This window comes from Nonomuraea sp. JJY05 (assembly GCF_043496855.1).
In the GTDB taxonomy this organism is placed as follows: Bacteria; Actinomycetota; Actinomycetes; order Streptosporangiales; family Streptosporangiaceae; genus Nonomuraea.
Genome location: NZ_JBIEIS010000025.1, coordinates 85639 through 111339, shown reverse-complemented (window position 1 = coordinate 111339; position 25701 = coordinate 85639). Strand labels below are relative to the sequence as shown.

21 protein-coding genes are annotated in these 25701 nt (G+C 69.9%); 4 read left to right on the top strand and 17 right to left on the bottom strand.

The annotated features are described in order from the left end of the window. Positions 1-105: 105 nt before the first annotated feature. The 8 genes from mltG (ACFKCF_RS34755) to ACFKCF_RS34720 form a co-directional block, all read right to left on the bottom strand. Complete coding sequence (mltG, locus tag ACFKCF_RS34755) at positions 106-1251, bottom strand: endolytic transglycosylase MltG (protein ID WP_394499517.1); 1146 nt, start codon at positions 1249-1251, stop codon at positions 106-108. 211 nt (positions 1252-1462) lie between these two features. Beyond that, a complete protein-coding gene (gene mltG / locus ACFKCF_RS34750) occupies positions 1463-2884 on the bottom strand; it encodes an endolytic transglycosylase MltG (protein WP_394499516.1) in 1422 nt (473 codons plus the stop codon). 373 nt (positions 2885-3257) lie between these two features. Further along, the gene (ruvX, locus tag ACFKCF_RS34745; protein WP_394499515.1) at positions 3258-3737 is read right to left on the bottom strand and encodes a Holliday junction resolvase RuvX; all 480 of its coding nucleotides are present in this window, start codon (positions 3735-3737) and stop codon (positions 3258-3260) included. A gap of 1 nt (position 3738) precedes the next feature. Beyond that, positions 3739-6411 carry an alanine--tRNA ligase gene (gene alaS / locus ACFKCF_RS34740; RefSeq protein ID WP_394499514.1) on the bottom strand — a complete coding sequence of 891 codons (2673 nt, stop codon included), beginning with the start codon at positions 6409-6411 and terminating at the stop codon, positions 3739-3741. 17 nt (positions 6412-6428) lie between these two features. Further along, positions 6429-6659: a hypothetical protein gene (locus ACFKCF_RS34735; protein WP_394499513.1), complete on the bottom strand. Its 231-nt coding sequence runs from the start codon at positions 6657-6659 to the stop codon at positions 6429-6431. Continuing rightward, positions 6656-7048 carry a DUF948 domain-containing protein gene (locus tag ACFKCF_RS34730; RefSeq protein WP_394499512.1) on the bottom strand — a complete coding sequence of 131 codons (393 nt, stop codon included), beginning with the start codon at positions 7046-7048 and terminating at the stop codon, positions 6656-6658. The genes ACFKCF_RS34735 and ACFKCF_RS34730 overlap by 4 nt, the downstream gene beginning before the upstream one ends. A 638-nt stretch (positions 7049-7686) precedes the next feature. Beyond that, positions 7687-8928, bottom strand: a complete 1242-nt coding sequence (locus tag ACFKCF_RS34725; protein ID WP_394499578.1) for a replication-associated recombination protein A — start codon at positions 8926-8928, stop codon at positions 7687-7689. Positions 8929-9010: 82 nt separating this feature from the next. After that, positions 9011-9493 carry a DUF2231 domain-containing protein gene (locus ACFKCF_RS34720; protein WP_394499511.1) on the bottom strand — a complete coding sequence of 161 codons (483 nt, stop codon included), beginning with the start codon at positions 9491-9493 and terminating at the stop codon, positions 9011-9013. 168 nt (positions 9494-9661) lie between these two features. Here ACFKCF_RS34720 and ACFKCF_RS34715 point away from each other — a divergent pair, with 168 nt between their 5' ends. Then, positions 9662-10564 (top strand): peptidylprolyl isomerase, encoded by a 903-nt coding sequence (locus tag ACFKCF_RS34715; RefSeq protein WP_394499510.1) that lies wholly within the window; start codon positions 9662-9664, stop codon positions 10562-10564. 53 nt (positions 10565-10617) lie between these two features. Here the strand turns inward: ACFKCF_RS34715 and aspS are convergent, their stop codons facing one another. Genes aspS through ACFKCF_RS34700 form a run of 3 tightly spaced genes read right to left on the bottom strand, consistent with a single transcriptional unit; the run spans position 10618 to position 14302 of the window. Beyond that, complete coding sequence (gene aspS / locus ACFKCF_RS34710; protein WP_394499509.1) at positions 10618-12369, bottom strand: aspartate--tRNA ligase; 1752 nt, start codon at positions 12367-12369, stop codon at positions 10618-10620. Next, on the bottom strand, positions 12366-13622 hold the full coding sequence (hisS, locus tag ACFKCF_RS34705) for a histidine--tRNA ligase (RefSeq protein WP_394499508.1): 1257 nt from the start codon (positions 13620-13622) through the stop codon (positions 12366-12368). The genes aspS and hisS overlap by 4 nt, the downstream gene beginning before the upstream one ends. Then, complete coding sequence (locus ACFKCF_RS34700; RefSeq protein ID WP_394499507.1) at positions 13622-14302, bottom strand: MBL fold metallo-hydrolase; 681 nt, start codon at positions 14300-14302, stop codon at positions 13622-13624. The genes hisS and ACFKCF_RS34700 overlap by 1 nt, the downstream gene beginning before the upstream one ends. Positions 14303-14440: 138 nt before the next feature. On the opposite strand from ACFKCF_RS34700, the gene ACFKCF_RS34695 reads away from it, so the two are divergent. The 3 genes from ACFKCF_RS34695 to ACFKCF_RS34685 all read left to right on the top strand — a co-directional run bounded on the left by ACFKCF_RS34695 (position 14441) and on the right by ACFKCF_RS34685 (position 17833). Next, positions 14441-15328 (top strand): peptidylprolyl isomerase, encoded by an 888-nt coding sequence (locus ACFKCF_RS34695; RefSeq protein WP_394499506.1) that lies wholly within the window; start codon positions 14441-14443, stop codon positions 15326-15328. A 62-nt stretch (positions 15329-15390) separates the two neighbouring features. Next, positions 15391-16620 carry a DUF349 domain-containing protein gene (locus ACFKCF_RS34690; protein ID WP_394499505.1) on the top strand — a complete coding sequence of 410 codons (1230 nt, stop codon included), beginning with the start codon at positions 15391-15393 and terminating at the stop codon, positions 16618-16620. A 121-nt stretch (positions 16621-16741) separates the two neighbouring features. After that, the gene (locus tag ACFKCF_RS34685; RefSeq protein WP_394499504.1) at positions 16742-17833 is read left to right on the top strand and encodes a cupin domain-containing protein; all 1092 of its coding nucleotides are present in this window, start codon (positions 16742-16744) and stop codon (positions 17831-17833) included. Positions 17834-17926: 93 nt separating this feature from the next. On the opposite strand, the gene ACFKCF_RS34680 is transcribed toward ACFKCF_RS34685, so the two are convergent. From ACFKCF_RS34680 to ruvB, 6 genes are all read right to left on the bottom strand, one after another. Further along, positions 17927-20119, bottom strand: a complete 2193-nt coding sequence (locus ACFKCF_RS34680; protein ID WP_394499503.1) for a RelA/SpoT family protein — start codon at positions 20117-20119, stop codon at positions 17927-17929. Positions 20120-20306: 187 nt separating this feature from the next. Then, positions 20307-20825: an adenine phosphoribosyltransferase gene (locus tag ACFKCF_RS34675; RefSeq protein ID WP_394499502.1), complete on the bottom strand. Its 519-nt coding sequence runs from the start codon at positions 20823-20825 to the stop codon at positions 20307-20309. 267 nt (positions 20826-21092) lie between these two features. Further along, positions 21093-22088, bottom strand: coding sequence for a protein translocase subunit SecF (gene secF, locus ACFKCF_RS34670; protein ID WP_394499501.1), 996 nt, complete (start codon positions 22086-22088; stop codon positions 21093-21095). 1 nt (position 22089) lies between these two features. Beyond that, positions 22090-23907: a protein translocase subunit SecD gene (gene secD / locus ACFKCF_RS34665; RefSeq protein WP_394499500.1), complete on the bottom strand. Its 1818-nt coding sequence runs from the start codon at positions 23905-23907 to the stop codon at positions 22090-22092. Between the two features lie 43 nt (positions 23908-23950). After that, on the bottom strand, positions 23951-24334 hold the full coding sequence (gene yajC, locus ACFKCF_RS34660; RefSeq protein ID WP_394499499.1) for a preprotein translocase subunit YajC: 384 nt from the start codon (positions 24332-24334) through the stop codon (positions 23951-23953). A 218-nt stretch (positions 24335-24552) separates the two neighbouring features. Further along, on the bottom strand, positions 24553-25593 hold the full coding sequence (ruvB, locus tag ACFKCF_RS34655) for a Holliday junction branch migration DNA helicase RuvB (RefSeq protein ID WP_394499498.1): 1041 nt from the start codon (positions 25591-25593) through the stop codon (positions 24553-24555). Positions 25594-25701: the final 108 nt, after the last annotated feature.

Sequence of the window (25701 nt, the reverse complement as noted above, 5' to 3'; positions counted from 1 at the left end):
GCACGGGGGCCGACCGGCGCGTTCCCTGGATCGCACCTAACCGGCCCCAAAAAGGACGCCCGCCCACCGTGGGGTGGGCGGGCGGGTGGCGCGTCGGACCGCCGGTCAGCCGCCGTTCCTGCGGTATTCGGCCAGCAGCGCCTGCCGCTCGGCCTCCGTGGTGGCGAACTTGGTGACGTTGCTCTTGGGGTCGGTGGCGACGAAGTAGAGCCAGGGCCCCTTGGCGGGGTTGAGGGCGGCCTCGATCGCGTGGTCCCCGGGGTTGGCGATGGGCCCGGGAGGCAGGCCGAGGTGCAGGTACGTGTTGTACGGGCTCTTGGTCTTCGTCTCCGCGAACGAGGCGGCCGTGCCGTACTTGTTCAGCGCGTACATGACCGTGCTGTCCATCGCCAGCTTCATCTCCGGCTTGTGATCCAGCCGGTTGTAGATGACGCGGGCGATCTTCGGCATGTCCTCCTGGCGACCGGCCTCGGCCTGGACGATGCTGGCGATGATCATGATCTCGTGCGGCGTGTGGCCGAGTGCCTTGGCGCTGCCCTCGAGGTCCATCTGCTCAGCCGTCTGGTTGAACCGCTTGACCATCGCCGCCAGGATCTGCGTCGGCGTGGACTTGGGCTGAACCTCGTACGTGGCCGGGAAGGCATATCCCTCGAGCTTGCCCCTGGCGTATTTCGGCAGGTCGAGCTGGTCCACGTTCTTGGCGGCGGCGGCGAAGTCCTTGACGGGCTTGCCGGTCTCCTCGGCCAGCGTTTTCAGGGTGTCGGACAGGCGCAGACCCTCCTTGAGGGTCACCTTCGCGAGCAGCCGGTTGTCCGGGCTGAGCAGCGCCACCGCGCTCGCGGCCGACATGTTCTTGCGCAGCTTGTACGAGCCGGGCTGCAGCGAGCCGCTCCTGTTGGCGTTGCCGATCGCGTTGGTGAACGCCCTGGCGCTGGCCACGACCCCCTGCCGCTCCAGCTCCTGCGCCACGTCCGAGGCGCTCTGGCCGTCCTTGATCTCCACGATGACCTCGCCGGTGCCCTGACCGCTGTAGTCGTCGGGCACGAGCGCGTCACTGAGCCACAGGTAGCCGTAGTAACCGCCACCGCCGATGATGCCCGCCAGCACGACGAAGGCGAGCAGCGGCGCCATGAAGCCGCCACGGTTGCGGCGCCGACGCCGCCGGCGGCCGCCACGGCCGCCTCGAGTGCGCCGGGTACGACCGCCGTCGTCCTCGGCGCCGAGGAGAGTGTTCAGATCGAGATCATTCATAGGTGCGCTGGCCAATCTCCCGGTACGACCGGCCTGGCGTCAAGCGAAACCGCCAAACCGGCTTGGGTCACCGAGCGGAACTGGGGGGTCCGCCGGACATGCTCCCACGACCAGCGGAGATCACTCTGGGTAGCCATGCTAAGGGATGGAAAGAGGGCGCATGCCACGTTTTGGGGCATTTGCACCGGGACGGAGGGGGTCCCGTCGGACATCAACTCGTCCCGAGGTTCTTATTCAGCTCTTCCCGGTATCTCACGAACTCGCTCTCTTTGTTAGTGAATTTGGTGATTCTATGCGCCGGATCCGTCGTCACAAACCAGTGCCAATCGCCTTGGGCTGGGTTCAGGGCTGCCAGCAGCGCCTTCTCCCCTGGATTCGCGATGGGCCCGGGCGGCAGTCCTTTGTGCTGGTAGGTGTTGTAGGGAGAGTCGACCTTGGTGTCACGCTCCGTAATCTTCAGACTCCGCCGGTTCTGCGCGTACAGGACGGTGCTGTCGATCTCCAGCGGGGTGCCCTTCTGGAGGCGGTTGTAGATCACCCTGGAGATCTTCGGGTAGTCCGCGTCGACTCCGCCCTCGGCCTGGATCATGCTGGCCACCGTGACGGCCTCCAGCGGCGTCAGGTGCTTGCGGGCCGCCTCCCGCTCCAGACCGATCTGGCGGGCGGCGAGCTGGAAGCGCTCGACCATCGCCGCGAGCACGTCCACGGCCGTGTCGCCCGGCTCGATCTCGTACGTGGCGGGGAAGAGGAACCCCTCCAGCCCCTCGGCGTACGAAGGCAGGCCGACGAGAGCCTTGTCGACGCCCTGCAGCTCCTTGAGCGGCAGCCCGGCCAGTTTGGCGACGCGGGCCAGCACCTCGGACGTCCGCAGGCCCTCGGGGACGGTAACGCGCCGCACGACCCTGGACGACGGCGCGAGCAGCAGGTCGAGCGCCGCCTTGGCGGCCATGCCCTTGCGCAGCCGGTAGTGTCCGGGCCGCAGCCGGTTGGTGACCGCGCGCTCCTCCGTCACCCGTACGAACGACTGCGCGCTCGCCACCACCCCGGCCTCGGCCAGCGCGGAGCCGATGGCCTGCGCGCTCGAGCCCGGCGCGATCCGCACCGTCACGACGCCGCTGCCGGGCCCGTCGAAGTCGTCTGGGCTCAGGTACGGCTTGAGCACCGCGATCCCACCCGCCCCCATGGCCACCAGGGCCACGATCAGGCCCGCGGAGACCATCCCGGCCTTGCGCATGGCCCGCTGACGGGGCGCGGCCGACCCTGCGACCTCCGCCTCCCCCGCCGCGCCGCCGACTCCCGCGCCGACCTCAGCCGCATCGGCCCACGCTGTACTGGCCTCCGCCGTACCGGCCCCGGCCGTGCCGACCCCAGCCGTGCTGGCCCCCGTAGTGTCAGCCTCCGCCGTGCCGGCCCCGGCCGTGCCGGCCCCCCTTGCGTCAGCCTCCGCCGTACCGACCTCGGCCGTGCCGGCCCCGGCCGGATCGGGCTCCGCCGCCGCATCAGGCTCGGGCCGCCGTCGCTCCTGGTCCGGCTCGCGCTCCGCCGGGTCCTCCGGCCTGTCCTGCTCGGAGTCGCCGGAGGAGAACGGGATCACGTCGCCGAGGTCGTCCTCTCCCTCGGGCCTGCCGTTCACGCGGCCACCCCACCGTCAGCCGAGCGGAGGGCAGCAAGCCCCGCAGCCACCCCACCGGCAGCCGAGCAGACGGCCTGAAGCTCCGCGGCAACCCAGCCGTCAGCCGCGTGGCCGGCCCGAACCCGCACAGCCGCCCCACCGGCAGCCGCGTGGCCGGCCCGAACCCTCGCAGCACCGCCGACAGCCGAGCAGAGGGCCTGAGCCTCCGCGGCAACACAGTCGTCAGCCGAGCAGACGCTCCGGTCCTTCGAGGTCATGCCCCATACGCGTGTCCGCGCCGCCTGCGCGTGGGCGACCCGGCGGACCTGCGGCCACGTCGTGGCCGGGCCCCGTGCCGGGTGCGCCGCGGGCGCGACCCCCGTGTCGCGCGCGCTCATGAGGCAGGTCCGTCGGCCGCTGGAGGCGGTGCGACGGGCCTGCCTGGGGGTCTTTCGGTGGCGCGTTCGGAATCGAGCGCGTCCTGCAGCAGCACGACGGCGGCGGCCTGATCCACGACGCCCCGCTGCTTCTTGGCTTTCAGGCCACTGGCCCGCAGCCCGTGCGTCGCGGCGACCGTGGTCAGCCGCTCGTCGAACAGCCGCACCGGCGTAGGCGCGAGCCGGACCGCGAGATCGGCGGCGAACTGGCGGGCCAGCCCCGCCGCCTGCCCCTCGCGACCGGACAGCGAGGTGGGCAGCCCCACGATCACCTCGATCGCCTCGTGCTCCGCGACGATCGTGGCGATGCGGTCGAGGTCGCCCTTGCCTCGCTTGACGGTCTCGACCGGCGTGGCCAGCAGCCCGGAAGGGTCACTGCGGGCCACGCCGACGCGTACGGATCCGACGTCCACGCCGATCCGCGTGCCGAACCTCATATCAGCCGAGCTGATCCGCGATAGCCCGCTCGACCAGCTGCAGCGCGTCGCCGATCGCCTCCGGCCGTGTGCCGCCGCCCTGCGCGACGTCGTCCTTGCCGCCACCGCCACCCCCAAGAGCCTTGGCGGCGACGCCGACCAGCTGCCCGGCCTTGAGCTTCCGCTCGCGCCCCGCCTCGTTGACCGCGGCAACCACCACAGGTCGGTCGGAGGGGACGCCAGCGATCACGATGACCGCCGGCCGGTCCGCCGGGAACCTGCCACGCACATCCAGCGCGAGCTTACGCAGATCATCCGCACCCGTGCCATCAGGCGCGCGGTGTGTCACAACGGAGACTCCGTGCAGGTCACCGGCCTTGGCCGCGAGATCACCGGCCACCTGGAGCACCTGGGAGGAGCGGATCTTCTCCAGCTCCTTCTCCGCCGTGCGCAGCCGGGTGACGATGCCGTCGATGCGCTCGGGCAGCTCCTCGCGGCGCGCCTTGAGCTGCTCGGTGAGCTGCGCGACCAGCACGCTCTCGCGGGCCAGGAAGCGGAAGGCGTCGATGCCGACGAGCGCCTCGACGCGGCGCACGCCCGCGCCGACCGACTGCTCTCCCAGCACCTTGACCAGGCCGAGCTGACCGGAGCTGTGGACGTGGGTGCCACCGCACAGCTCGCGCGAGTAGTCGCCGATCTCGACGACGCGGACCTCGTCACCGTACTTCTCGCCGAACATCGCCAGCGCGCCCATCGCCCTGGCCTCCGCCTGCGAGGTGTAGAAGGCGTTGACCTTGAGGTCGTTGATGAGCACGGCGTTGACCTCGTCCTCGACGTCGCGCAGCACGCTGGGCGGCACCGCGCCCGCCGCGGTGAAGTCGAAGCGGAAGCGGCCGGGCGAGTTCTCCGAGCCGGCCTGCGCCGCCGTCTCGCCGAGCGCGTTCTTGAAACCGCGGTGGACGAGGTGGGTGGCGCTGTGGCTGCGCGAGATCGCGCGGCGGCGCTCGAGGTCGATCTCCGCCTGCGCGTCGTCGCCGACCTTCAGCTCACCGCTGCGGATCTTGCCCCGGTGCACGACCAGGCCCGCGAGCGGCGACTGCACGTCGACGATCTCGACCTCGCCGCCGCTGGTGCGGATCACGCCCTGGTCGGCGAGCTGGCCGCCGCCCTCGGCGTAGAACGGGGTGCGCCCGAGCACGACCTCCACGGTCGTGCCCGCGCCCGCCGCCGGAACAGGCACGCCGTCGACGAGGATGCCGACCACGCTCGTGTCGGCCTCGGTCTGGTCGTAGCCGAGGAACTCGACCTTGCCCGCCTTCTCCAGCAGTTGCCCGAAGACGGAGATGTCGGCGTTGCCGGTCTTCTTCGCCGCGGCGTCGGCCTTGGCCCGCTCCCGCTGCTCCTTCATGAGCCGGCGGAAGCCCTCCTCGTCGACCTTGAGCCCCTGCTCGGCCGCCATCTCCAGCGTCAGGTCGATGGGGAAGCCGTAGGTGTCGTGGAGCTGGAACGCCTGGTCACCGGAGAGCGTGGTGCCGGACTTGCGCTTGGTCTCCTCGACGGCCACGTCGAAGATCGCGGTGCCGGTGCGCAGCGTGCCCAGGAACGACGCCTCCTCGGCGTCGATGACCGCGTGGATCTGCGGCGCGTCGGCCTTGAGCTGGTCGTACTGCTCGCCCATGACGTTGATCGCGACGTCGGTCAGCTCGTGCATGTAGCGGTCGTCGCCGGAGCCGAGCAGGCGCAGGTTGCGTACGCTCCTGCGCAGGATGCGGCGCAGGACGTAGCCCCGGCCCTCGTTGCTGGGCAGCACGCCGTCGGCCACCAGCATGGTGCCGGTGCGGACGTGGTCGGCGATCACCCGCAGGCTCACGTCGGCCCGCGCGTCGCGCCCGTAGCGGGTCTTGGTGAGCTCGGCCGCCTTGTCGAGAATCTTGTACGTGGTGTCGATCTCGTAGATGTTGTCGACGCCCTGCAGGATCGCCGCCATGCGCTCGAGGCCCATGCCGGTGTCGATGTTCTTCGCCGGCAGCTCGCCCGCCACGTCGAAGTCGATCTTGGTGCGGACCTGGCTGAGCTGGTACTGCATGAAGACGAGGTTCCACACCTCGAGATAGCGGTCCTCGTCGGCGACGGGGCCGCCCTCCTTGCCGTATTCGGCGCCGCGGTCGTAGTAGATCTCCGAGCAGGGGCCGCCGGGGCCGGGCACGCCCATGTGCCAGTAGTTGTCCTCCAGGCCACGCCGCTGGATGCGGTGGTCGGGCAGGCCGACGCGGTTGCGCCAGATGTCGTAGGCCTCGTCGTCCTCGAGGTAGACCGTCGCCCACAGCTTGTCCTCGGGGAAACCGAAGCCGCCGTCGGACTCGGAGCGGGTGAGCAGCTCCCACGCGAACGGGATCACTTCGGACTTGAAGTAGTCGCCGATGGAGAAGTTGCCCAGCATCTGAAAGAACGTGGCGTGCCGCGTGGTCTTGCCGACCTCGTCGATGTCGGGGGTGCGCACGCACTTCTGCGCGGTAGCCAGCCGTGACGCCGGAGGCTTGCGCTGCCCCAGGAAGTACGGCTTGAACGGCACCATACCGGCATTGACCAGGAGAAGCGTGGGGTCCTCAGCGATCAGGCTGGCCGAGGGCACTACCTTGTGCCCACGCTCCTCGAAGAAGCGCAGGAAGCGGCGGGCGATCTCTGCCGACTCCATGTTGGCCATCCTTTGCGTTAGTTGTTGTCTTCAGCGTTGCCGAGCCCGAAGCGTGCTCGCAACTCGGTTTCGCGCTCCGCGGCCTCGCCGAGCGCGTCGGAAGTAAAGTCTCTCACCTGCCGGAGCATCCCCGCGGCGGTGCTGGCCGTCCTGCGGGCGACGTGGTCGGGGTGGAGCGCCTGCAGCCTGCGCATCACCCAGAAGGTGAGGAACGCGCCCAGTGACAGGTAGAACAGCCGCCTGATCATCGTGCCTGCCCCTGACGCGTCCTCGGGACGGCCTTGCGGGGCCTGCGGGCCTCGATGGCGCGGCGGACGCCGTACGCGAGCGAGGAGACCTTGATCAGCGGCCCGGTGAAGATGGTCTGCGTCACCGCGCTGAGCTTGGCCGCGTGGCCGCTGACCTGCTTGACGTCCTTGGTGATGGCCTCGACGGCGATCAGCTGCCTGTTGGTCTCGTTGACCGTGACGCTCATATCGTCGAGCAGCGGCGTCAGGCGGTCGTTCAGGTCGGAGACCGCCTTGGTGGCCTCGGTGAGCAGCCTGGCCAGCTTGAGGAGCACCATGGCGAGCACGCAGACCAGGACTATCCAGCCTGTGGCCGCGATCAGGCCGGCGACCTCTCCAGCGGTAAGCATGCGCTCATCTCCCTCGTACGCTGGGCCGGAACGGCAAGACCTTATCGCGTTCGAGTGACAACCTTGGTGAGGACGCCGACCTTGATCGTGCTGCCGCGTCGGCGTCCGGCGCTTCCATGACCGCCCGCGTGCCGCCCCGATCCCGTGCGCCACCAGCCGTCCCCGGCCCGGCCGCGTCCAACGCCCGAGCACCCCAAACCTACGCCATCCCCCACCCTGCCACACACGCCTTCCCCAACGCCCCCACACCCCACGACGTTCGAAGGCACCCCGCCACCGACCCTGCGTACCGCACGAGCCGCGCCGAGCACCACAGCACCAACGACGCGCCGACCCGGCGCTCAGAAGGCGAGAGCGCCGGCTCCAGCGGCACTCCCCACCGGCACCACCGACTCGCCGCACGCATCGCGCCGAGCGCCACCCGCCGACCCGGCGCCGGGAAGGGCCCAAGCTGTGTCTCCGACGACCTCGGCCCGCCGCACGTGCGCCGTCACCCCAACGACCTCGGCCCGCCGCACGTGCGCCGTCACCCCAACGACCTCGGCCCGCCGCACGTGCGCCGTCACCCCACCGACCCGCGTCGCGACGACGGCCACCATGCCACGAACCGCCGGTGCGGTCCGCGTGCTGAGCCGGGGTCAGGAGCCGCGGAGGAAGTCGCGGATCTTGGCCCAGCGGTCCGCGACCGGGGCTTCGGCGCCGTGGCGGGTCGGCTCGTAGTAGCGGCGCTCGCGCACCTGCTCGGGCGCGTACTCCTGGCGCACCAGCCCATGGTCGAAGTCGTGCGGGTACTTGTAACCGTCCCCGTGCCCCAGCTTGGCCGCCCCCGGGTAGTGGGCGTCGCGGAGGTGGCCGGGGACCTGGCCGATGAGGCCGCGACGGACGTCGCCGATGGCGGCCCCGATGGCCTTGACCACGGCGTTGGACTTGGGGGCCATCGCGCAGTGGATGACCGCGTGCGCCAGGTTGATCTGCCCCTCCGGCAGCCCGATGAGCTGCACCGCCTGGGCCGCGGCCACCGCGGTCTGCAGGCAGGTCGGGTCGGCCATGCCGACGTCCTCGGAGGCGAAGATGACGATGCGGCGCGCGATGAAGCGGGGGTCCTCGCCGGCCTCGATCATGCGGGCCAGGTAGTGGAGGGCCGCGTCGGCGTCGGAGCCGCGCATCGACTTGATGAACGCGCTGATCACGTCGTAGTGCTGGTCGCCCTGGCGGTCATAGCGTACGGCCGCCTTGTCGACGGCCTTCTCCACCACCTCCACGGTGATGTCGTCGGCCAGCAGCGCGGCAGCCTCCAGGTACGTCAGCGACCTTCGCGCGTCGCCGCCCGCCAGGCGTACGAGATGGTCCAGGGCCTGGGGCGCGAGCGTGGCGCGCCCGCCGAGGCCGCGCGGGTCGGAGACGGCCCGCTCCAGCACGGCGCGGATGTCGTCCTCGGACAGGGACTCCAGCGTGAGCAGCAGCGAGCGCGACAGCAGCGGTGAGATGACCGAGAAGAACGGGTTTTCGGTGGTCGCGCCGATGAAGGTGACCCAGCGGTTCTCCACGGCGGGCAGCAGGGCGTCCTGCTGGGCCTTGTTGAAGCGGTGCACCTCGTCCACGAACAGCACCGTCTGCCGGCCGGTCATGCCGAGCTCGCGCCGCGCGTTGTCGATGGCGGCGCGTACGTCCTTGACTCCCGCGGACACGGCGGAGACCTCGACGAAGCGGCGTTCGGTGACGTTGGAGACGACGTAGGCGAGCGTGGTCTTGCCGGTGCCCGGCGGTCCCCACAGGAACAGCGACATGGGAGCCTCGCTCTCGACCAGGCGCCGCAGCGGGGTGCCCGGGCCGAGCAGGTGCCGCTGACCGATCACCTCGTCGAGCGTGCGCGGTCGCATCCGCACCGCTAGGGGCTGCGGGGTGGCCTCTTCGGCCGCGGAATCGAACAGGCTATCCACATCATGAGATTACACGCGCGGACTACGCGCCCCAGACCGCTCGCGCGCCCGAGTCCCCGGCGCGGAAGACGAAGTAGCCGGCCACCGCGGCCAGCCCCAGCGTCAGCGCCGACAGGGTCAGCGTCGCGGCCCGGCCGAACCGGTCGCGGCCGACCGAATCGCGCGCGGGGCTGGTGGCGTACACGAGCAGCAGCGCGGCCACGGCCAGCCCCAGCACCGACACCAGCAGCGGGTTGGCGAAGCTCTGGTGGGTGGTGATGCGGGATCCGAGCTCGCCGTCCGCCGTGGCGAAGCGGGCCGCCCTGAGGCTCTCGCCGCTCTCCTTGGCCGCGAAGACCGCCGCGGGAGCGGCCAGGGACAGCAGCACCACCGCCCACGCCACGTACGTGCGCCGGCGCGGGACGAGCGCGTAGAAGGCCGCCGCCACCACCAGCAGCGGGGTCAGCACGACGGCGAAATGAATGATCAGTGGATGCGCCGGCAGGCCGAGGATCTCGTCGAACATGAGGTGCTCCTTAGTTCTCATTTCAACTACGAATCTCAGCACCATATGGTTCGCGACCTCACATGTCGCCCTCTGCCGCTTTCGCCCTTACGTCCGGCACATATCGAAGGCCGGTAGCATGCGCGGAGTTGTTTGGTCATGCACGGGCAAAGATGAGAGGACATAGCGGTGAGCGGCGACGACCGCCAGAACGAGGAAGACCGCCAGAGCGAGCTGGCGCGGGAGCACAAGGAACGGCAGGCGAAGCGCGCCGCCGCCCAGACCACCACATCAAGGCGGAACACCTTCATCGGCGCGGGCGTGGCCGTCGTCGTGGTCGCGGGCGGCATCTTCGCCGCGACCACGCTGGTCAACAGGGAACCCGGAAAGGCCTCGGCGGAGAGCAGCCCTTCCGCTTCCGCCTCCACCTCCGCCTCCACGCAGCCATCGACCACGCCGTCGGTTAAGACCGGCCCGGTCACCTGCACCTACAAGCGGGAGACGGGGGTGCCGAACAAGTTCGTCGGCCTGCCGGGCAAGAAGCCCAACATGAAGCTGAAGAAGATGACGATCGTCACCAACCGCGGCACCGTCGTCGTCGACCTCATGACCGACGCCGCGCCGTGCTCGATCAACTCGCTCAGCTTCCTGGCGAAGAAGAAGTTCTACGACAACATGAAGTGCCACCGCCTGGTCACGCCCGACGTGTCCGGCGTGCACCTGCTGCAGTGCGGCGACCCGCAGGCCAAGGCCGACGGCAAGAACCCGACCGACGGCCAGGGCACCGCGGGGTACGTCTACGGCGACGAGAACACCGAGATCCCCCTGGTCAAGGGCGCGGTGTTCATGACCCAGGCGGGTGACGCGATGGGCCAGAACAACAGCCAGTTCGCCATCTCGCTGTCGGACGAGAACACCCAGCTCAACGTCGGCTACAACGTCGTCGGCATGGTCAGCGAGGGCATGGACATGCTGCTGGGGCTGGCCACCAGCGGCAAGGACCTGATCGTCAACGAGGCCGACATCACCGGCGACGGCGGCACCACGGCGCCCAAGAACCCGGTGATCATCAAGAGCATCACCTTCAAGTAGGGCGACAGCGAAAACGGCGGGCACCGGATCCGGTGCCCGCCGTTTTCACGTGCCTAGACCTCGGTCTTGGGCTGGGCGTCGACGCCCGCCTCCTTGCGCTGCTCGGTCGTGATCGGCGTGGGCGCGCCCGTGAGCGGGTCGAAGCCGGAGGCCGTCTTCGGGAACGCGATCACGTCACGGATCGAGTCGCCGCCGGACAGCAGCATGCAGATGCGGTCCCAGCCGTAGGCGATGCCGCCGTGCGGCGGGGGCCCGTACTTGAACGCCTCCAGCAGGAAGCCGAACTTGCTCTCCGCCTCCTCCTTGGAGATGCCCAGCACGTCGAAGACGCGCTGCTGCATCTCGGCCCGGTGGATACGGATCGAGCCGCCGCCGATCTCCATGCCGTTGCAGACCATGTCGTACGCGTAGGCCAGCGCCTCGCCCGGGTGGTCCTGGAAGTTGTCGGCCCACTCCGGCTTCGGGCCGGTGAACGGGTGGTGCACGGCGGTCCAGCCGATCTCGCGGCCCACCTCGTCGTACACGGGCTCGAACATGGGGGCGTCGACGACCCACAGGAACGACCACGCGGACTCGTCGATCAGCCCGCAGCGGCGGCCGATCTCCAGGCGGGCCGCCCCGAGCAGGTCGCGCGAGGAGTGCTTCGGGCCGGCCGCGAAGAAGATCGCGTCGCCCGGCTCGGCGCCGACCTTGGCGGCGAGCCCGGAGAGCTCCTCCTCGGTGAGGTTCTTGGCGACCGGGCCGCCCAGCGTGCCGTCCTCCTGGACGAGCACGTAGGCCAGGCCCTTGGCGCCGCGGCTGCGCGCCCAGTCCTGCCAGCCGTCGAGCTCCTTGCGCGTCTGCGAGGCACCGTCCGGCATGACCACGGCGCCGACGTATTCGGCCTGGAAGACGCGGAAGGGGGTGCCCGCGAAGTAGCCGGTCATCTCGACCAGCTCCTGGCCGAAGCGCAGGTCCGGCTTGTCGGAGCCGTAGCGGGCCATCGCGTCGGCGTACGTCATGCGCGGCAGGGGCGTCGGCAGCTCGTAGCCGGCGATCTCCTTCCACAGCCGGCCGATCAGCTTCTCGCCGACCTCGATGACGTCCTCCTGGTCCACGAAGGACATCTCGACGTCGATCTGCGTGAACTCCGGCTGCCGGTCGGCCCGCAGGTCCTCGTCGCGGTAGCACTTGGCGAGCTGGTAGTAGCGCTCGAGGCCGGCGACCTGGAGGAGCTGCTTGAACAGCTGGGGCGACTGGGGCAGGGCGTACCAGTTGCCGGGCTGCAGGCGCACCGGCACCAGGAAGTCGCGCGCGCCCTCGGGCGTGGAGCGGGTCAGGGTCGGCGTCTCGACGTAGACGAAGCCCAGCTCGTGCATCACCTCGTTGGCGAGGTAGGTGGCCTTGGAGCGGGTGCGCATGGCGTTGGCCACCTGCTGGCGGCGGATGTCGAGGTAGCGGTACTTGAGCCGGGCCTCCTCCGAGACCCCCACGTTGCCCTCGATCGGGAAGGGCAGCGGCGCGGACTCGCTCAGCACCTCGACCTGCTCGGCCACGACCTCGATCGCGCCGGTGGGCAGGTCGGGGTTCTCGTTGCCCTCGGGGCGGACCCTGACCTGGCCGACGACCTTCACGCAGTATTCGGCGCGCAGGTCGTGGGCGTGGTCCTCCTCGCGGAAGACCACCTGCGCCGAGCCGGAGGCGTCGCGCAGGTCGATGAAGACCACGCCGCCGTGGTCACGGCGGCGGGCCACCCATCCTGCGAGCGTCACCTGCTGCCCGGCGTGCTCCTCGCGGAGCGACCCGGCCTTGTGCGTGCGGATCACTGCAGTTTCCCTTTCAAAACGTCGACGACCTTGGCCAAGGGCACCTCGGTCTGCTCAGCGGTGGTCAGGTCCTTCACCTGCACGGCCTCGGCCGCCAGGTCACGCTCGCCCAGGATCAGCGCGAAGCGGGCGCCGGAACGATCGGCCCCCTTCATCGCGCCCTTGAGCCCCTTGCCGCCGAAGGACATGTCGGCGGCGACACCGGCCGCGCGCAGCTCGCTCACGAGCTTGAACATGGCCCGCGCCGCCTCGTCGCCCAGCGCCACACCGTACACCTCGCAGCGGGCCGGGGTGTCGAGCACGACGCCCTCCCGTTCCAAGGCGATGACGGTGCGGTCGAGACCGAGGCCGAAGCCGATGCCGGGCAGCGGCGGCCCGCCGATGGCCTCGGAGAGCCCGTCGTAGCGGCCGCCGCCGCCGATGCCGGACTGCGCCCCCAGCAGCGGGTGGTCGAACTCGAAGGTGGTGCGGGTGTAGTAGTCGAGCCCGCGCACCAGCCTGGGCGCGTCCTCCCACGGGATGCCCAGGTCGGCCAGGAACTGCTTGACCCGGTCGTGGTATGCCTCGCAGTCGGCGCAGAGGTGGTCGCCGATGAGCGGCGCGTCCTCGAGCTGGGCGCGCACCTCCGGACGCCGGTCGTCGAGCACGCGCAACGGGTTGATCTCGATGCGGGCCCTGGTGGCCTCGTCGAGATCGAGCCCGCGCAGGAACTCCTGCAGCCGGGCCCGGTAGATCGGGCGGCACTCCTTGCAGCCCAGCGAGTTGAGCAGCAGCCGCACCCGGGTCAGGCCGAGCGCGGTATACCACTGCCAGGCCAGCGCGATCGTCTCGGCGTCGACCGCCGGGTCCTCGCTGCCGACGGCCTCCAGGTCGAGCTGGTAGAACTGGCGGTAGCGGCCCTCCTGGGGCGCCTCCGCGCGGAAGACCGGGCCGTCGGTCCAGACCTTCACCGGGAGCTGGCCGCGGTGCAGGCCGTATTCGAGCACCGCGCGCAGCACGCCCGCGGTGAACTCCGGGCGCAGCGTCAGCGACCTGCCGCCGCGGTCGGTGAAGGTGTACATCTCCTTGCTCACGACGTCGGTGGACTCGCCGACGCCACGCGCGAACAGCTGGGTGTCCTCGAAGACCGCGGTCTCCAGGTAGGAGTATCCGGCCCGCCTGGCCGTCTCGGCGAAAGCTCCGCGAATTGCGTAGAACGTCGAGGCCTGCGGTGGAACGTACTCTTTGACACCTTTAGGTGCTTGGAAGCTCATTAGATCCCTCGTGTGGGACCGGACTGCGGCGCCGCTTCCTTCACGTATGGGTTGGTAGCGCGCTCGCGGCCGATCGTCGTCTGTGGTCCGTGGCCCGGCAGGACGACCGTATCGTCAGGCAGCGTCAGGCACTTGGCAGCCAGGCTGCGCAAAATGGTCGCGTAGTCACCGCCGGGCAGGTCGGTGCGGCCGATGGAGCCGGCGAACAGCAGGTCGCCCGAGAACATGACCTCGTCATCGGGCAGCCGGAAGCTCACCGACCCCCTGGTATGGCCAGGCGTGTGGTCGACCACGAGCTCGAGGCCCGCCAGCTCGAGCACGGCCCCGTCGGACAGCTCGCGCACGTCGTCGGGCTCGCTCAGCGTCAGCCCGCCGAACAGCGAGGAGCTCGTGCCCGACCAGCCGGCGGCCGGGTCGCTCAGCAGGTGGCGGTCGTCGGGGTGGATCCACGCGGGGACGTCACGCGCGCCGCAGACCGGGGCGACCGACCAGACGTGGTCGAGGTGGCCGTGGGTGAGCAGGACCGCGACCGGCTTGAGCCGGTGCTCGCGCAGCAGCTCGTCGACGCCCTCGGTCGCGTCCTGACCTGGATCGACGATCACGCATTCCTCGCCGGCCGCGGGCGCGACAACGTAACAATTGGTCTGGAAGGCCCCTGCGGGGAAGCCGGCGATGAGCATCTGCCTCAGGTGATCTCGTCGAAAAGCCAATGGGAATGTAACCGAAGGGTACCGGTGCGGGTCGCCGGGCTGCGAATCATTACCCGTTGGCCGATACGATTCGCCCACCTCAGTTGATTGACTATGGGAGGCAAAGCGGTGGCCACGGGGAAGGACCGGCAGAAGCAGCTGGCGCGTGAGCACTACGAGCGGCAGATGCAGCGCCGGCTCGAACGCGAGCAGAAGGCCAAGCGCACGGCGATCATCGGCTCCTCCGTGGGCGTCGTGATCGTGATCGGCGGCATCGTCGCCGCGGTCGCGCTGTTGGGCGGGAACGGCGCGGGGACCGACGCGGCCTCCTCGCCGTCGGCGTCCGCCGCCGACACCGCGGCGCCTTCGGCCTCGGCCTCGGCTTCGGCCGCGGCGGGGCCCAAGCCGTACGACGCGGCGACGGGCACCTGCGACTACGTAAAGGACGCCGGAGGCGGGCAGGTCAAGGACGTCGGCATGCCCCCGGCCAAGGTCAAGACCACGCCGGCGACCAAGGCGATGACGATCAAGACCAACCTGGGTGACATCGTCGTCGAGCTGAACAACGCCAAGGCGCCCTGCACGACCAACTCGCTGGAGTTCCTGGCGAAGAAGAAGTACTACGACGGCAGCAAGTGCCACCGGCTCGGCAGCGCCCAGTTCCCGATGCTGCAGTGCGGCGACCCGTCGGCCAAGGCCGACGGCAAGAGCCAGGACGGCACCGGCGGCCCCGGCTACGTCATGGCCGAGGAGAACCTCCAGGGCGCCCAGTACAAGCGCGGCGTGATGGCCATGGCCAAAACGCAGGCGCCGGGGAGCACGGGAAGCCAGTTCTTCCTCGTTTTCGGAGACATCGGACTCACCCCGGATTACACGCCGGTGGGTACGATCACCAAGGGGCTCGACATCCTGGACAAGGTGAACAAAGCAGGCGTCATCGGGGACGCGGGCGACGGGACGGGGGCGCCGAAGCAAACCGTCGAAATCAAAGACGTGACAATCGCCAGCAAGGGCTGACGTAATACAAACTAGGGACGAAGTAGTCCCGAAGGGTCTGATGGAAAGTGCGGGAGGACACGGTGAGCACCGACCCGTGGGGCCGGGTAGACGACGACGGCACCGTCTACGTGCGTACGGCTGAGGGAGAGCGGGCCGTCGGCTCCTGGCAGGCCGGTGAACCCGAAGAGGCACTGGCCTACTTCCATCGCAAGTACGACGAGCTGGCCGGTCAGGTACAGCTGCTGGAACAGCGCGTCAAGGGCACCGACCTGGCTCCTGCCCAGGCCGAGGCGAGCATCGTCAAGCTGCGTGAGGCCGTCGCCGACGCCCACGCCATCGGCGACCTCGACGCGCTGACGGCCCGGCTCGACGGCCTGACGGAGCTGGTCGCCCAGCGCCGCGAGGAGGTCAAGGCGGCCCGCGAGCACGCGCGCGCCGAGGCCAGGTCGGTCAAGGAGCGCATCGTCGCCGAGGCCGAGCGCATCGCGGACGAGACCACCCACTGGAAGTCCGGTGGCGAGCGGCTGCGCCAGCTCGTCGAGGAGTGGAAGGCCGCCGACCGCATCGACCGGGTCACCGAGGCCGCGCTGTGGAAGCGGCTGTCGGCGGCCCGTACGGCGTTCGCCAAGCGGCGCAAGGCCTACTTCGCGGGGCTCGACGAGCAGCGCGAGGGCGTGCGGGCGGCCAAGGAGCGCATCGTCGCCGAGGCCGAGGCGCTGGCCGACTCGACCGACTGGGGCCAGACCGCGGCCATCTACCGCGAGCTGATGCAGCAGTGGAAGAGCGCCGGCCGGGCCTCGCGCGAGGCCGAGGACGAGCTGTGGGCCCGCTTCAAGGGCGCGCAGGACCAGTTCTTCCAGGCCCGTTCCGCCGTCTTCGCCGAGCGCGACGCCTCGCTGGCCGCCAACGCGGAGGCCAAGGAGGAGCTGCTGGCCGAGGCCGAGAAGATCCTCCCGGTCACGGACGTGCGCACGGCCCGCTCGGCGCTGCGGAGCATCCTGGAGCGCTGGGAGGCCGCCGGCCCGGTGCCGCGCGAGCAGCGCGACCGGCTCGAGGGCGGGCTGCGCAAGGTGGACGAGGCCGTGCGCAGGGCCGAGGACGCCGAGTGGAAGCGCTCCAACCCCGAGGCCCGCGCCCGTGCGCAGAGCACGGTCGACCAGCTGCGCACCTCGATCGAGCAGCTGGAGAAGCGGCTGTCCAAGGCGCAGGCCGCCGGTCGCGCCAAGGACATCAAGGAGACCGAGGAGGCGCTGATCGCCCGGCGCTCGTGGCTGGAGGAGGCCGAGCGCACGCTCGCCGAGTTCAGCTGACCCCCGTGCCCGTGGAGGCCGCGTCCGGCCTCCACCGGGCCACACCACCGTGCGCGAGCGAGTGGCGGCGGTGCGTGAAATGGGGCGGCGGCGGAAGGGGCTGAGACCTAGGCTGGCGGGCATGGATCCCGTCAGCGCCGCACGTGCCCTCGTCGAGGAGATGTTCCCGGGGGCCCTGTACGCCTTCGTCGGCGGCAGCGCCCTCACCGAGCGCCGCACCAGCACCTCCGACCTCGACGTCGTCGTGGTGCTCGACGGCCTGCCCACCCCCTACCGCGAGTCGCTGCGGTGGCGGGAGTGGCCCGTGGAGCTGTTCGTGCACAGCGAGACCAGCCTGCACGCCTACCTCGACAAGGACTTCGACCGGCGCCAGCCGAGCCTGGCCCGCATGTGCGCCGAGGGCGCGGTGCTGACCGACCGGACGAGCGGCCGGGCCAGCGACCTCCAGGCGGAGCTGAGCGAGCGCCTGGCGACCGGCCCGGGCGGTCTGACCAGCTCACAGGCCGAACGGGCCAGATACGCCCTGTCCGACCTCCTGGACGACCTCTCGGGGGCCACCGACGTGGGCGAGCGTACGTTCATCCGGTGGCAGGTGGTGCAGGAGACCGCCAGGATGGCGCTCGGGCTGGGGCGCAGGTGGCAGGGGAGCGGCAAGTGGCTGCTGCGCGAGCTGCGCGCCCACGATCCGGTGCTGGCGGAGGCGCTGCTCGGCGCCGTCGACGACTCGGCACGGCTGGCCGTCGTCGCCTCGGACGTCCTGGAACGCGCTGGAGGGCGCCTCTGGGAGGGTTACAGGGCGGAGGGGGACCCGTTCCACCAGCCACTGCGTCACGTGCCCTCAGGAGAGCTCTCGGACGAGACGGCGCAGAGCTCCGGCATGCGCAGGCTCGCGGCGATCAGCGGGGCCACGGCCGGGTCCGCCCGCCTGTGGATGGGCCAGACCCACGTCGCGCCCGCCACGCGCTCGTCCGACCACCACCACGGAGCCTCCGAGACGGCCATCTACGTGGTCAGCGGCACGCCGTCGTTCGTGTTCCTGGAGGACGGGCGGGAGGTGCGGCTGGACACCAAGCCCGGCGACTACATCTTCGTGCCGCCGTACGTGCCGCATCGCGAGGAGAATCCGGACCCGTCGCAGGAGGCCGTGGTCGTCATCGCCCGCAGCACCCAGGAGGCCATCGTCGTCAACCTCCCGGACCTGCGCCCCCGCTGACCCCACCCGGGGTTCGGCGCCGCCGCATGCGGGCGCACCACAGGCGCGCGGAGGACGCCCCTGGTGCGCTTCGCCGGGATCCCCCGGAAGCGGTCAGCTGCCGGCGCCGCTGACGCGGTAGACGTCGAACACGCCCTGGATGCTGCGCACGGCCTTGAGCACGTGCCCCAGGTGCTTGGGATCGCCCATCTCGAACGTGAACTTGCTGATCGCCACCCGGTCCCGGGACGTCGTGACGGACGCGCTCAGGATGTTGACGTGCTGGTCGGAGAGCGTACGCGTGACGTCGGACAGCAGCCGCGGCCGGTCCAGCGCCTCCACCTGGATCGCGACCAGGAACACGCTGTCGTCGCTGGGCGACCAGCTGACCTCGACGAGCCGGTCGGGCTGCTCCTTGAGCTGCTGCACGTTGGTGCAGTCGGCGCGGTGCACGGACACCCCGTGCCCGCGCGTGACGAACCCGACGATCTCGTCGCCGGGCACCGGCGTGCAGCACTTCGACAGGCGTACCCACACGTCGGCGTCGCCCGCCACGACCACGCCCGCGCCGCCACCGCCGCGGGGACGGCCGCGCAGCCGGGTGGGCAGCGAGGTCTCGGCGATGTCCTCCTCGGCGCTGTCGACGCCGCCGATCGAGGCCACCAGCTTCTGCACGACGGCCTGCGCCGCGATGTGCCCCTCCCCCACGGCCGCGTAGAGCGCGGACACGTCGGGGTAGCGCAGGTCGCGGGCGAGCGCCAGCAGCGCCTCGCCGGACATCAGCCGCTGCAACGGCAGGCCCTGCTTGCGCATGGCCCGCCCGATGGCCTCCTTGCCCGCCTCGATCGCGGTCTCGCGGCGCTCCTTGGAGAACCACTGCCGGATCTTGTTGCGGGCCCGGCCCGACTTGACGAACTTGAGCCAGTCGCGCGACGGCCCGGCGTCCGGCGACTTGGAGGTGAAGATCTCGACCGTGTCGCCGTTGCCGAGCCGCGACTCCAGCGGCACCAGCCGCCCGTTGACCCGGGCGCCGATGCAGCGGTGGCCCACCTCGGTGTGCACGGCGTACGCGAAGTCGACCGGCGTGGCGCCCTCGGGCAGCGCGATGACCTGCCCCTTCGGGGTGAACACGTAGACCTCGGACACCGACAGGTCGAACCGCAGCGACTCCAGGAACTCGCCCGGGTCGGAGGTCTCCTTCTGCCAGTCGAGGAGCTGGCGCAGCCAGGCCATGTCGCTGCCCGGCTTGACCTTGCCGGTGGGGCCGGGGCTGCCGACCTCCTCCTTGTACTTCCAGTGCGCGGCCACGCCGTACTCGGCCCGGTGGTGCATCGCGTGGGTGCGGATCTGCAGCTCCACCGGCTTGCCCTCGGGACCGATCACCGTCGTGTGCAGCGACTGGTACATGTTGAACTTGGGCATCGCTATGTAGTCTTTGAACCGCCCCGGCACCGGGTTCCACCGGGCGTGGATGGTGCCGAGCGCGGCGTAGCAGTCGCGCACGCTGTCGACGAGGACACGGATGCCCACCAGGTCGTAGATGTCGTCGAAGGCCACGTCGCGGGCGATCATCTTCTGGTAGACCGAGTAGTAGTGCTTCGGCCGGCCCTTGACGACGGCGCGGATCTTGGCCTCGCGCAGGTCGCCGGAGACCTTCTCGATGACCTCCTGCAGGAACAGGTCGCGGCGCGGCGCCCGCTCCGACACCATGCGCGCGATCTCGTCGTAGCGCTTGGGGTAGAGCATGGCGAAGGCCAGGTCCTCGAGCTCCCACTTGATCGTGTTCATGCCCAGGCGGTGGGCCAGCGGGGCGAAGATCTCGAGCGTCTCGCGCGACTTCTGGTGACGCTTGTGCTCGGGGAGGTAGCGCATGGTGCGCATGTTGTGGAGCCGGTCGGCGAGCTTGATGATCAGCACGCGGATGTCGCGCGACATGGCGACGACCATCTTGCGCACGGTCTCGGCCTGCGCGGCGTCGCCGAACTTGACCTTGTCCAGCTTGGTCACGCCGTCGACGAGCGACCCGATGGTGTCGCCGAAGTCGCCGCGCAGCTCGTCGAGGCCGTAGGCGGTGTCCTCCACCGTGTCGTGGAGCAGCGCGGCGCACAGGGTCTCGTCGTCGGTGCCGAGCTCGGCCAGGATCGTGGCCACCGCCAGCGGGTGGGTGATGTACGGGTCGCCGGACTTCCGCTTCTGGTCGCGGTGGTGGTAGGCGGCGACGTCGTACGCACGCTCGATCAGGCGCAGGTCGGCCTTGGGGTGGGTGGCGCGGACCGTGCGGAACAGCGGCTCCAGCACCGGATTCATGGCCCCACCCCCAAACCGCCTTCGACGCACCGCTGGAACGCCGGACGCCTCGGCGTTGCCGGAGTCGGTTACGTCGGGCACGACCACATCACGGGGCACACAGACTCCTCACGCAATGGCTCCTCACGTTCGAGTCCAGATCCCCCAGTGTATCCAGGCGGCGAACCTGGGCCGTCGCGGGCCGGGCTCAGACGATCACGAGGGAGTGCAGATCCACTCCCGTCAGCCGCTCACGTCCCTTGAGAAAGGCCAGTTCCATGAGCACGGCGATGCCGACGACCTCGGCGCCGGCCCTCTTCACCAGATCCACGGCCGCCTTCGCGGTGCCGCCCGTGGCCAGCACGTCGTCGACCACGAGAACGCGGTCGCCGGGCGTGAAGGCGTCACGGTGGACCTCGATGGTCGCGGAGCCGTACTCCAGATCGTAGGACTCTTCGAGGGTTTCGGCGGGCAGTTTCCCCTTCTTCCGTACCGGTACGAAACCCGCCTGCGCCCGGTAGGCCACCGGAGCCGCGAGGATGAACCCGCGCGCCTCGATGCCCACGATCTTGTCCACCTGGTGCAGCCCGGCCAGTTCGTCCACCACGGCCGCCATCGCGACCGGGTCGCCCAGCAGCGGGGTGATGTCCTTGAACATCACGCCCGGCTTGGGGTAGTCGGGCACGTCCCTGATCCTGCCCAGGATCAGCGTGCTCAGGTCGCTCATAAGGGGTTCCTCACTGTTCTCCACCGGCGGCGTGCCGGCGGGCTCCATCGGACCCCGAGAGGTTACTGCCGGGATCACCCGGCTGGGGAATCGCCTCCCGGACAACGCTTCCCCGTGCCCCAGCCGGGCACCTGGCACGGCTTGGCCGTCGCCGGCTCCGGTCACCTCTGCCGGGGAAGTGAATGGCCGCTTCCTCTCAGGGAGCGGACACACGACGACGCCCCCGACCCCGTGAAGGGCGAGGGCGTCGTGATGTACGCGTACGTGCTATCCCTTGGCTACGGCCGCGCTTTTGGAACCCTTCGGCCCCTTGCCGCTTCCCGTAGAGGCCAGCCTCCTGGCGATGGCCTGGTACTTCGGCTCCCGCTCCTTCAACGTCACCAGCAGCGGCGTGGCGACGCACAGCGAGGAGTACGTACCGACGATCATGCCGACGAACAGCGCCAGCGACAGGTCCTTCAGCGTGCCCGCGCCGAGCAGCGTGGTGCCGATGAACAGGATCGCCGCCACCGGCAGGATCGCGACCAGCGAGGTGTTCAGCGACCGGATCAGCGTGTGGTTGAGCGCGTTGTTGGCCGCCATCGAGTACGTCATCTTCGACGTGTGCCCCAGCTTGGCCGTGACCTCCTTGATCATGTCGAACACCACGACCGCGTCGTAGAGCGAGTAACCGAGGATGGTCAGGAAGCCCAGCAGCGTGGCCGGCGTGACCTCGAAGCCCGACCAGGCGTAGATGCCGGCCGTGATGACGAGGTCGTGGACGAGCGCGACGATCGCCGACAGCGCCATCTTCGGCTCGAACGCCATCGACAGATACAGGATGATCGCCAGCATGAACACGCCCAGGCCGATCCAGGCCTTCTGGGAGACCTCGCCGCCCCAGGACGGGCCGATGGCCTGGACGCTGACCTGCCCGACCGGGGTGTTGAAGTCCTTGGCGATCTGGGACTGCACCTGCTCCCGGGTGTTCTCCGGCAGGCTCTCGGTGGTCACCCGCCAGCCGCCGGTGCCGGCCGACTGGACGATCGCCTGGTGCGCGCCCTCATTGAGGACGGCCTCGCGGACCGTTTGGACGGTGGCCTGCTCGGACTTGAACGAGAAGACCGTACCGCCTCTGAACTCCACGCCCAGGTTGAGCCCGTTGATCAGCAGCCCGGCCAGCGAGATGATGAGGAGGAAGCCCGACAGGCTGTACCAGAGTCTCCACTGGCCGACGAAGTCGACATTGATCTCGCCGCGGTAGAGGCGACGCGCCAGTCCCATCTCAGGCCTCCTGCGGAGTGGTCGGGCGGCCGGACGAGCCGACCTCGCTCATGCGCTCGGCGTCGAGGCCGGACAGCGGGTGCCCCTTGGCGAAGAACTTCAGCCTCGCCAGCAGGGCGATGAACGGCTTCGTGAACAGGAACACCACCACGATGTCGATCAGCGTGGTCAGGCCCATCGCGAAGGCGAACCCGGCCACACCGCCGACCGCGAGGAAGTAGAGCACGATCGCGGCGATGAACATGACGGCGTCGGCGATCAGGATCGTGCGCCGGGCGCGGACCCAGGCCACCTCGACGGCCGCGCGGAGCGTCCGGTGACCCTCCTTCATCTCGTCACGTATGCGTTCGAAGTAGACGATGAAGGAGTCGGCGGTGATGCCGATCGAGACCACGAGGCCGATGATGTGCGGCAGCGAGAGCCGGAAGTTGGCGTTGTGGCCGAGCACGACCACCGCCGTGTACGTCAGGATCGTGGCGACCACGAGGCTCAGCACCGCCACGATGCCGAGGCCGCGGTAGTAGAGCATCGAGTAGACCACGACGAGCACGAGGCCGATGAGGCCCGCGATCAGACCGCCCTGCAGCTGGTCCTGGCCCAGCGTCGAGGAGACCGTGTCGACCGAGCTGCGGTTGAACTTCAGCGGCAGCGCGCCGTACTTGAGCTGGTCTGCCAGCTGGGTGGCGCTCACCTGGTCGAAGCCACCGGTGATCTCGGCCCGGCCGCCGGGGATCGGGCTGATGATGTTGGGGGCGGTGATGACGACGCCGTCGAGCACGACCGCGACCTTGTTACGCGGCTCCTGGGAGTTGTAGGCGGCCGTGGTGAGCTTGCTCCACTCGGCCGCGCCCTTGCTCTTGAAGTCGAGCTGGACGACCCACTCGACGGTGCCCTGGCGGACGCCCGCCGAGGCCGTGTCGATGTCGGTGCCGACGACCTTGGCGACGTCGAGGACGTACTTGTAGCTGCCGTCGGTCTCGCAGCCGGCGTACTGCTTCTTCGGGTCGTCCTGGACGCCCTGGCCGCGGTTGGCCGGGTCGGCGCAGTTGAGCTTGTTGAACTGGGCCAGCACCGCCGGGTCGATGCCCTGGGTGTTGATGCCGGCGTTGGGGTCCTGCGCGGGCGGCGTGCTGGGCTGGCCCGACGGGGCCGCCGTCGGGGTGGCCTTGGCGTCCTGGCCCTTCTTCTGCTGCTTCTGGGGGGTCTCCGTGGCGGCAGGCTGCGCCGTCCCCGACGCGGCGGGCGTCGGCGCGGTCAGCGCGGACGACAACGCCTTGCCCGTGGGGGACGCGCTGGGCTTGGGCGTGGAGACCGCGGGCGAGCCGGACCTGTCCGACCTGGGGGTGGTGGACTTGTCAGACTTGGGGGTGGCGGACTGGCTCGCCGAAGCCGACGGGTTCGGCGTCGGCGCGTTGGTGGCCAGGTTCTGCGGAACCTGCGTGGCCTCCATGGCCAGCACCTGGCGGAAGCGCAGCTCCGCGGTGGTGGCGACCAGCTTGATGGCCTCGCTCTGTCCGACGCCCGGGATCGAGATGATGATGTTGCTGCCGGACTTGGCGACCTCCGCGTCGGAGATGCCGGTGCCGTTGACTCGATCGCGGATGATGTTGACCGCGCGGTCGAGGATCTCATCCGGCGGTGCCGCGTTGTTCTGCGTCACCGGGGACAGAGTCACCGTCGTGCCGCCGGCGAGGTCGAGACCCAGCTTGGGCGTGAACGCCTTCTGCAGGAACATCGTCCCGCCCAGGGCGAGGATGAGCGCCAGCAGCACCAGGAGCGTTCGCCCCGGTCGGCTGTGGCGGCTGGTCGGTCGGGCCACTGGTCGTCAGTTCTTTCAGATAGAGGTTTGTCGCAGAGCTTAGTCAGGACTGCTTGGTGCTGGAGTCCTGGTCATCGTTGCGATCCACGGTGGCCTCGGACTCCTTCTTGCCCTCCTCACCCGGTGCGGCCTCGTCGTCGGAGGACTCGTCCGCCGCGGGAGCGTCCCCGGGCGTGACCACGCGGCCGATCGCGGCCTTCACCCAGCGGGTCTCGATCCCCGGCGCGACCTCGAGGATCACGTCATCATTGTCCACCGCCTTGACGGTGCCGAACAGTCCGGTCGTGGTCATGACCCGGGCGCCGGGAGCCAGGGAGTTCTGCATTTGGATCGCCTCTTGCTGCCGCTTGCGCTGAGGGCGGATCAGCAGGAAGTAGAACACCACCACCAGCAGAATCAGCGGCAGGATGCTACCGAGTTGTCCCATGTCCATAAGGGGCGACCTTCCATTGTCGTACAAGAAGTTGACACCGGCCTCGCGCCGGAAATTCCGTGCGTTGCGTCGGGGCCGCGCCGCTCAGCCCGTCAGCCTACACAGCCAGCCAAGCCACGGAGTGTAGGCCGTTGTTGCGAAACGCGGCAACGAGGCAGCGTTTCGGCGCGCGGGGAAGTTCCCAATTTGAAACGGTTGCAACCGTTCTGTGATCAGCCGTCTGAGTCGAATGCCGCGGCTCCGAACGCGTCGGGGGGCGGGGTCATACCCAGGTGGCTCCAGGCCGCGGCCGTCGCGACCCGGCCGCGCGGGGTCCTGGCCAGCAGGCCCTGGCGCACGAGGAACGGCTCGGCCACCACTTCGACGGTCTCCGGCTCCTCCCCCACGGCCACGGCCAGCGTGGACAGGCCGACCGGGCCGCCGCCGAATTTCTTCAGCAGCACGCCGAGCACCGCCCTGTCGAGCCGGTCGAGCCCTTCGGCGTCGACTTCGTACAGGTTGAGGGCCGCCGCCGCGATTTCCCTATTTATCACCCCGTCGGCCCTTACGTCCGCAAAATCCCGCACCCGCCTCAGCAGCCGGTTCGCGATACGGGGCGTCCCGCGGGAGCGCCTGGCGATCTCGTGCGCCCCATCCGTGGGCAGGACGACGCCGAGCAACCTGGCCGACCGGTAGAGCACCTGCTCGAGCTCGCCGACCTCGTAGAAGTCCATGTGCGCGGTGAACCCGAACCGGTCGCGCAGCGGCGCGGGCAGCAACCCGGCGCGGGTGGTGGCGCCGACGAGCGTGAACGGCGCGATGTCGAGCGGGATGGCCGTGGCTCCCGGGCCCTTGCCGACGACGATGTCGACCCGGAAGTCCTCCATGGCGAGATAGAGCATCTCTTCGGCGGGCCTGGCCATCCGGTGGATCTCGTCGATGAACAGCACCTCGCCCTCGGCGAGCGTGGACAGGATGGCGGCCAGGTCGCCCGCCCGCTCCAGCGCGGGCCCGGAGGTGATCCTCAGCGGCGCGTTGAGCTCAGCGGCGATGATCATCGCCAGCGTGGTCTTGCCGAGGCCCGGCGACCCGCTCATCAGCACGTGGTCGGGCGGCCGCTGCCTGCGCAGGGCGCTCTCGAGCACGAGGGAGAGCTGCTCGCGCACCCGGCCCTGGCCGATGAACTCACCCAGCCGCTTGGGCCGCAGCGCCGCCTCGATCTGCAGCTCGTCGCCACCGGCATCGGACGACACCAACTCCCGCTCAAACCCCACACCCCCACCCCCTCACACCAGCCGCACCATCAATGCCGCACCGCCCCTGCACACCGGCACCCATCCACCGCGACATCACCACGACGATCGCTCCCGGCGCGCGGCAGG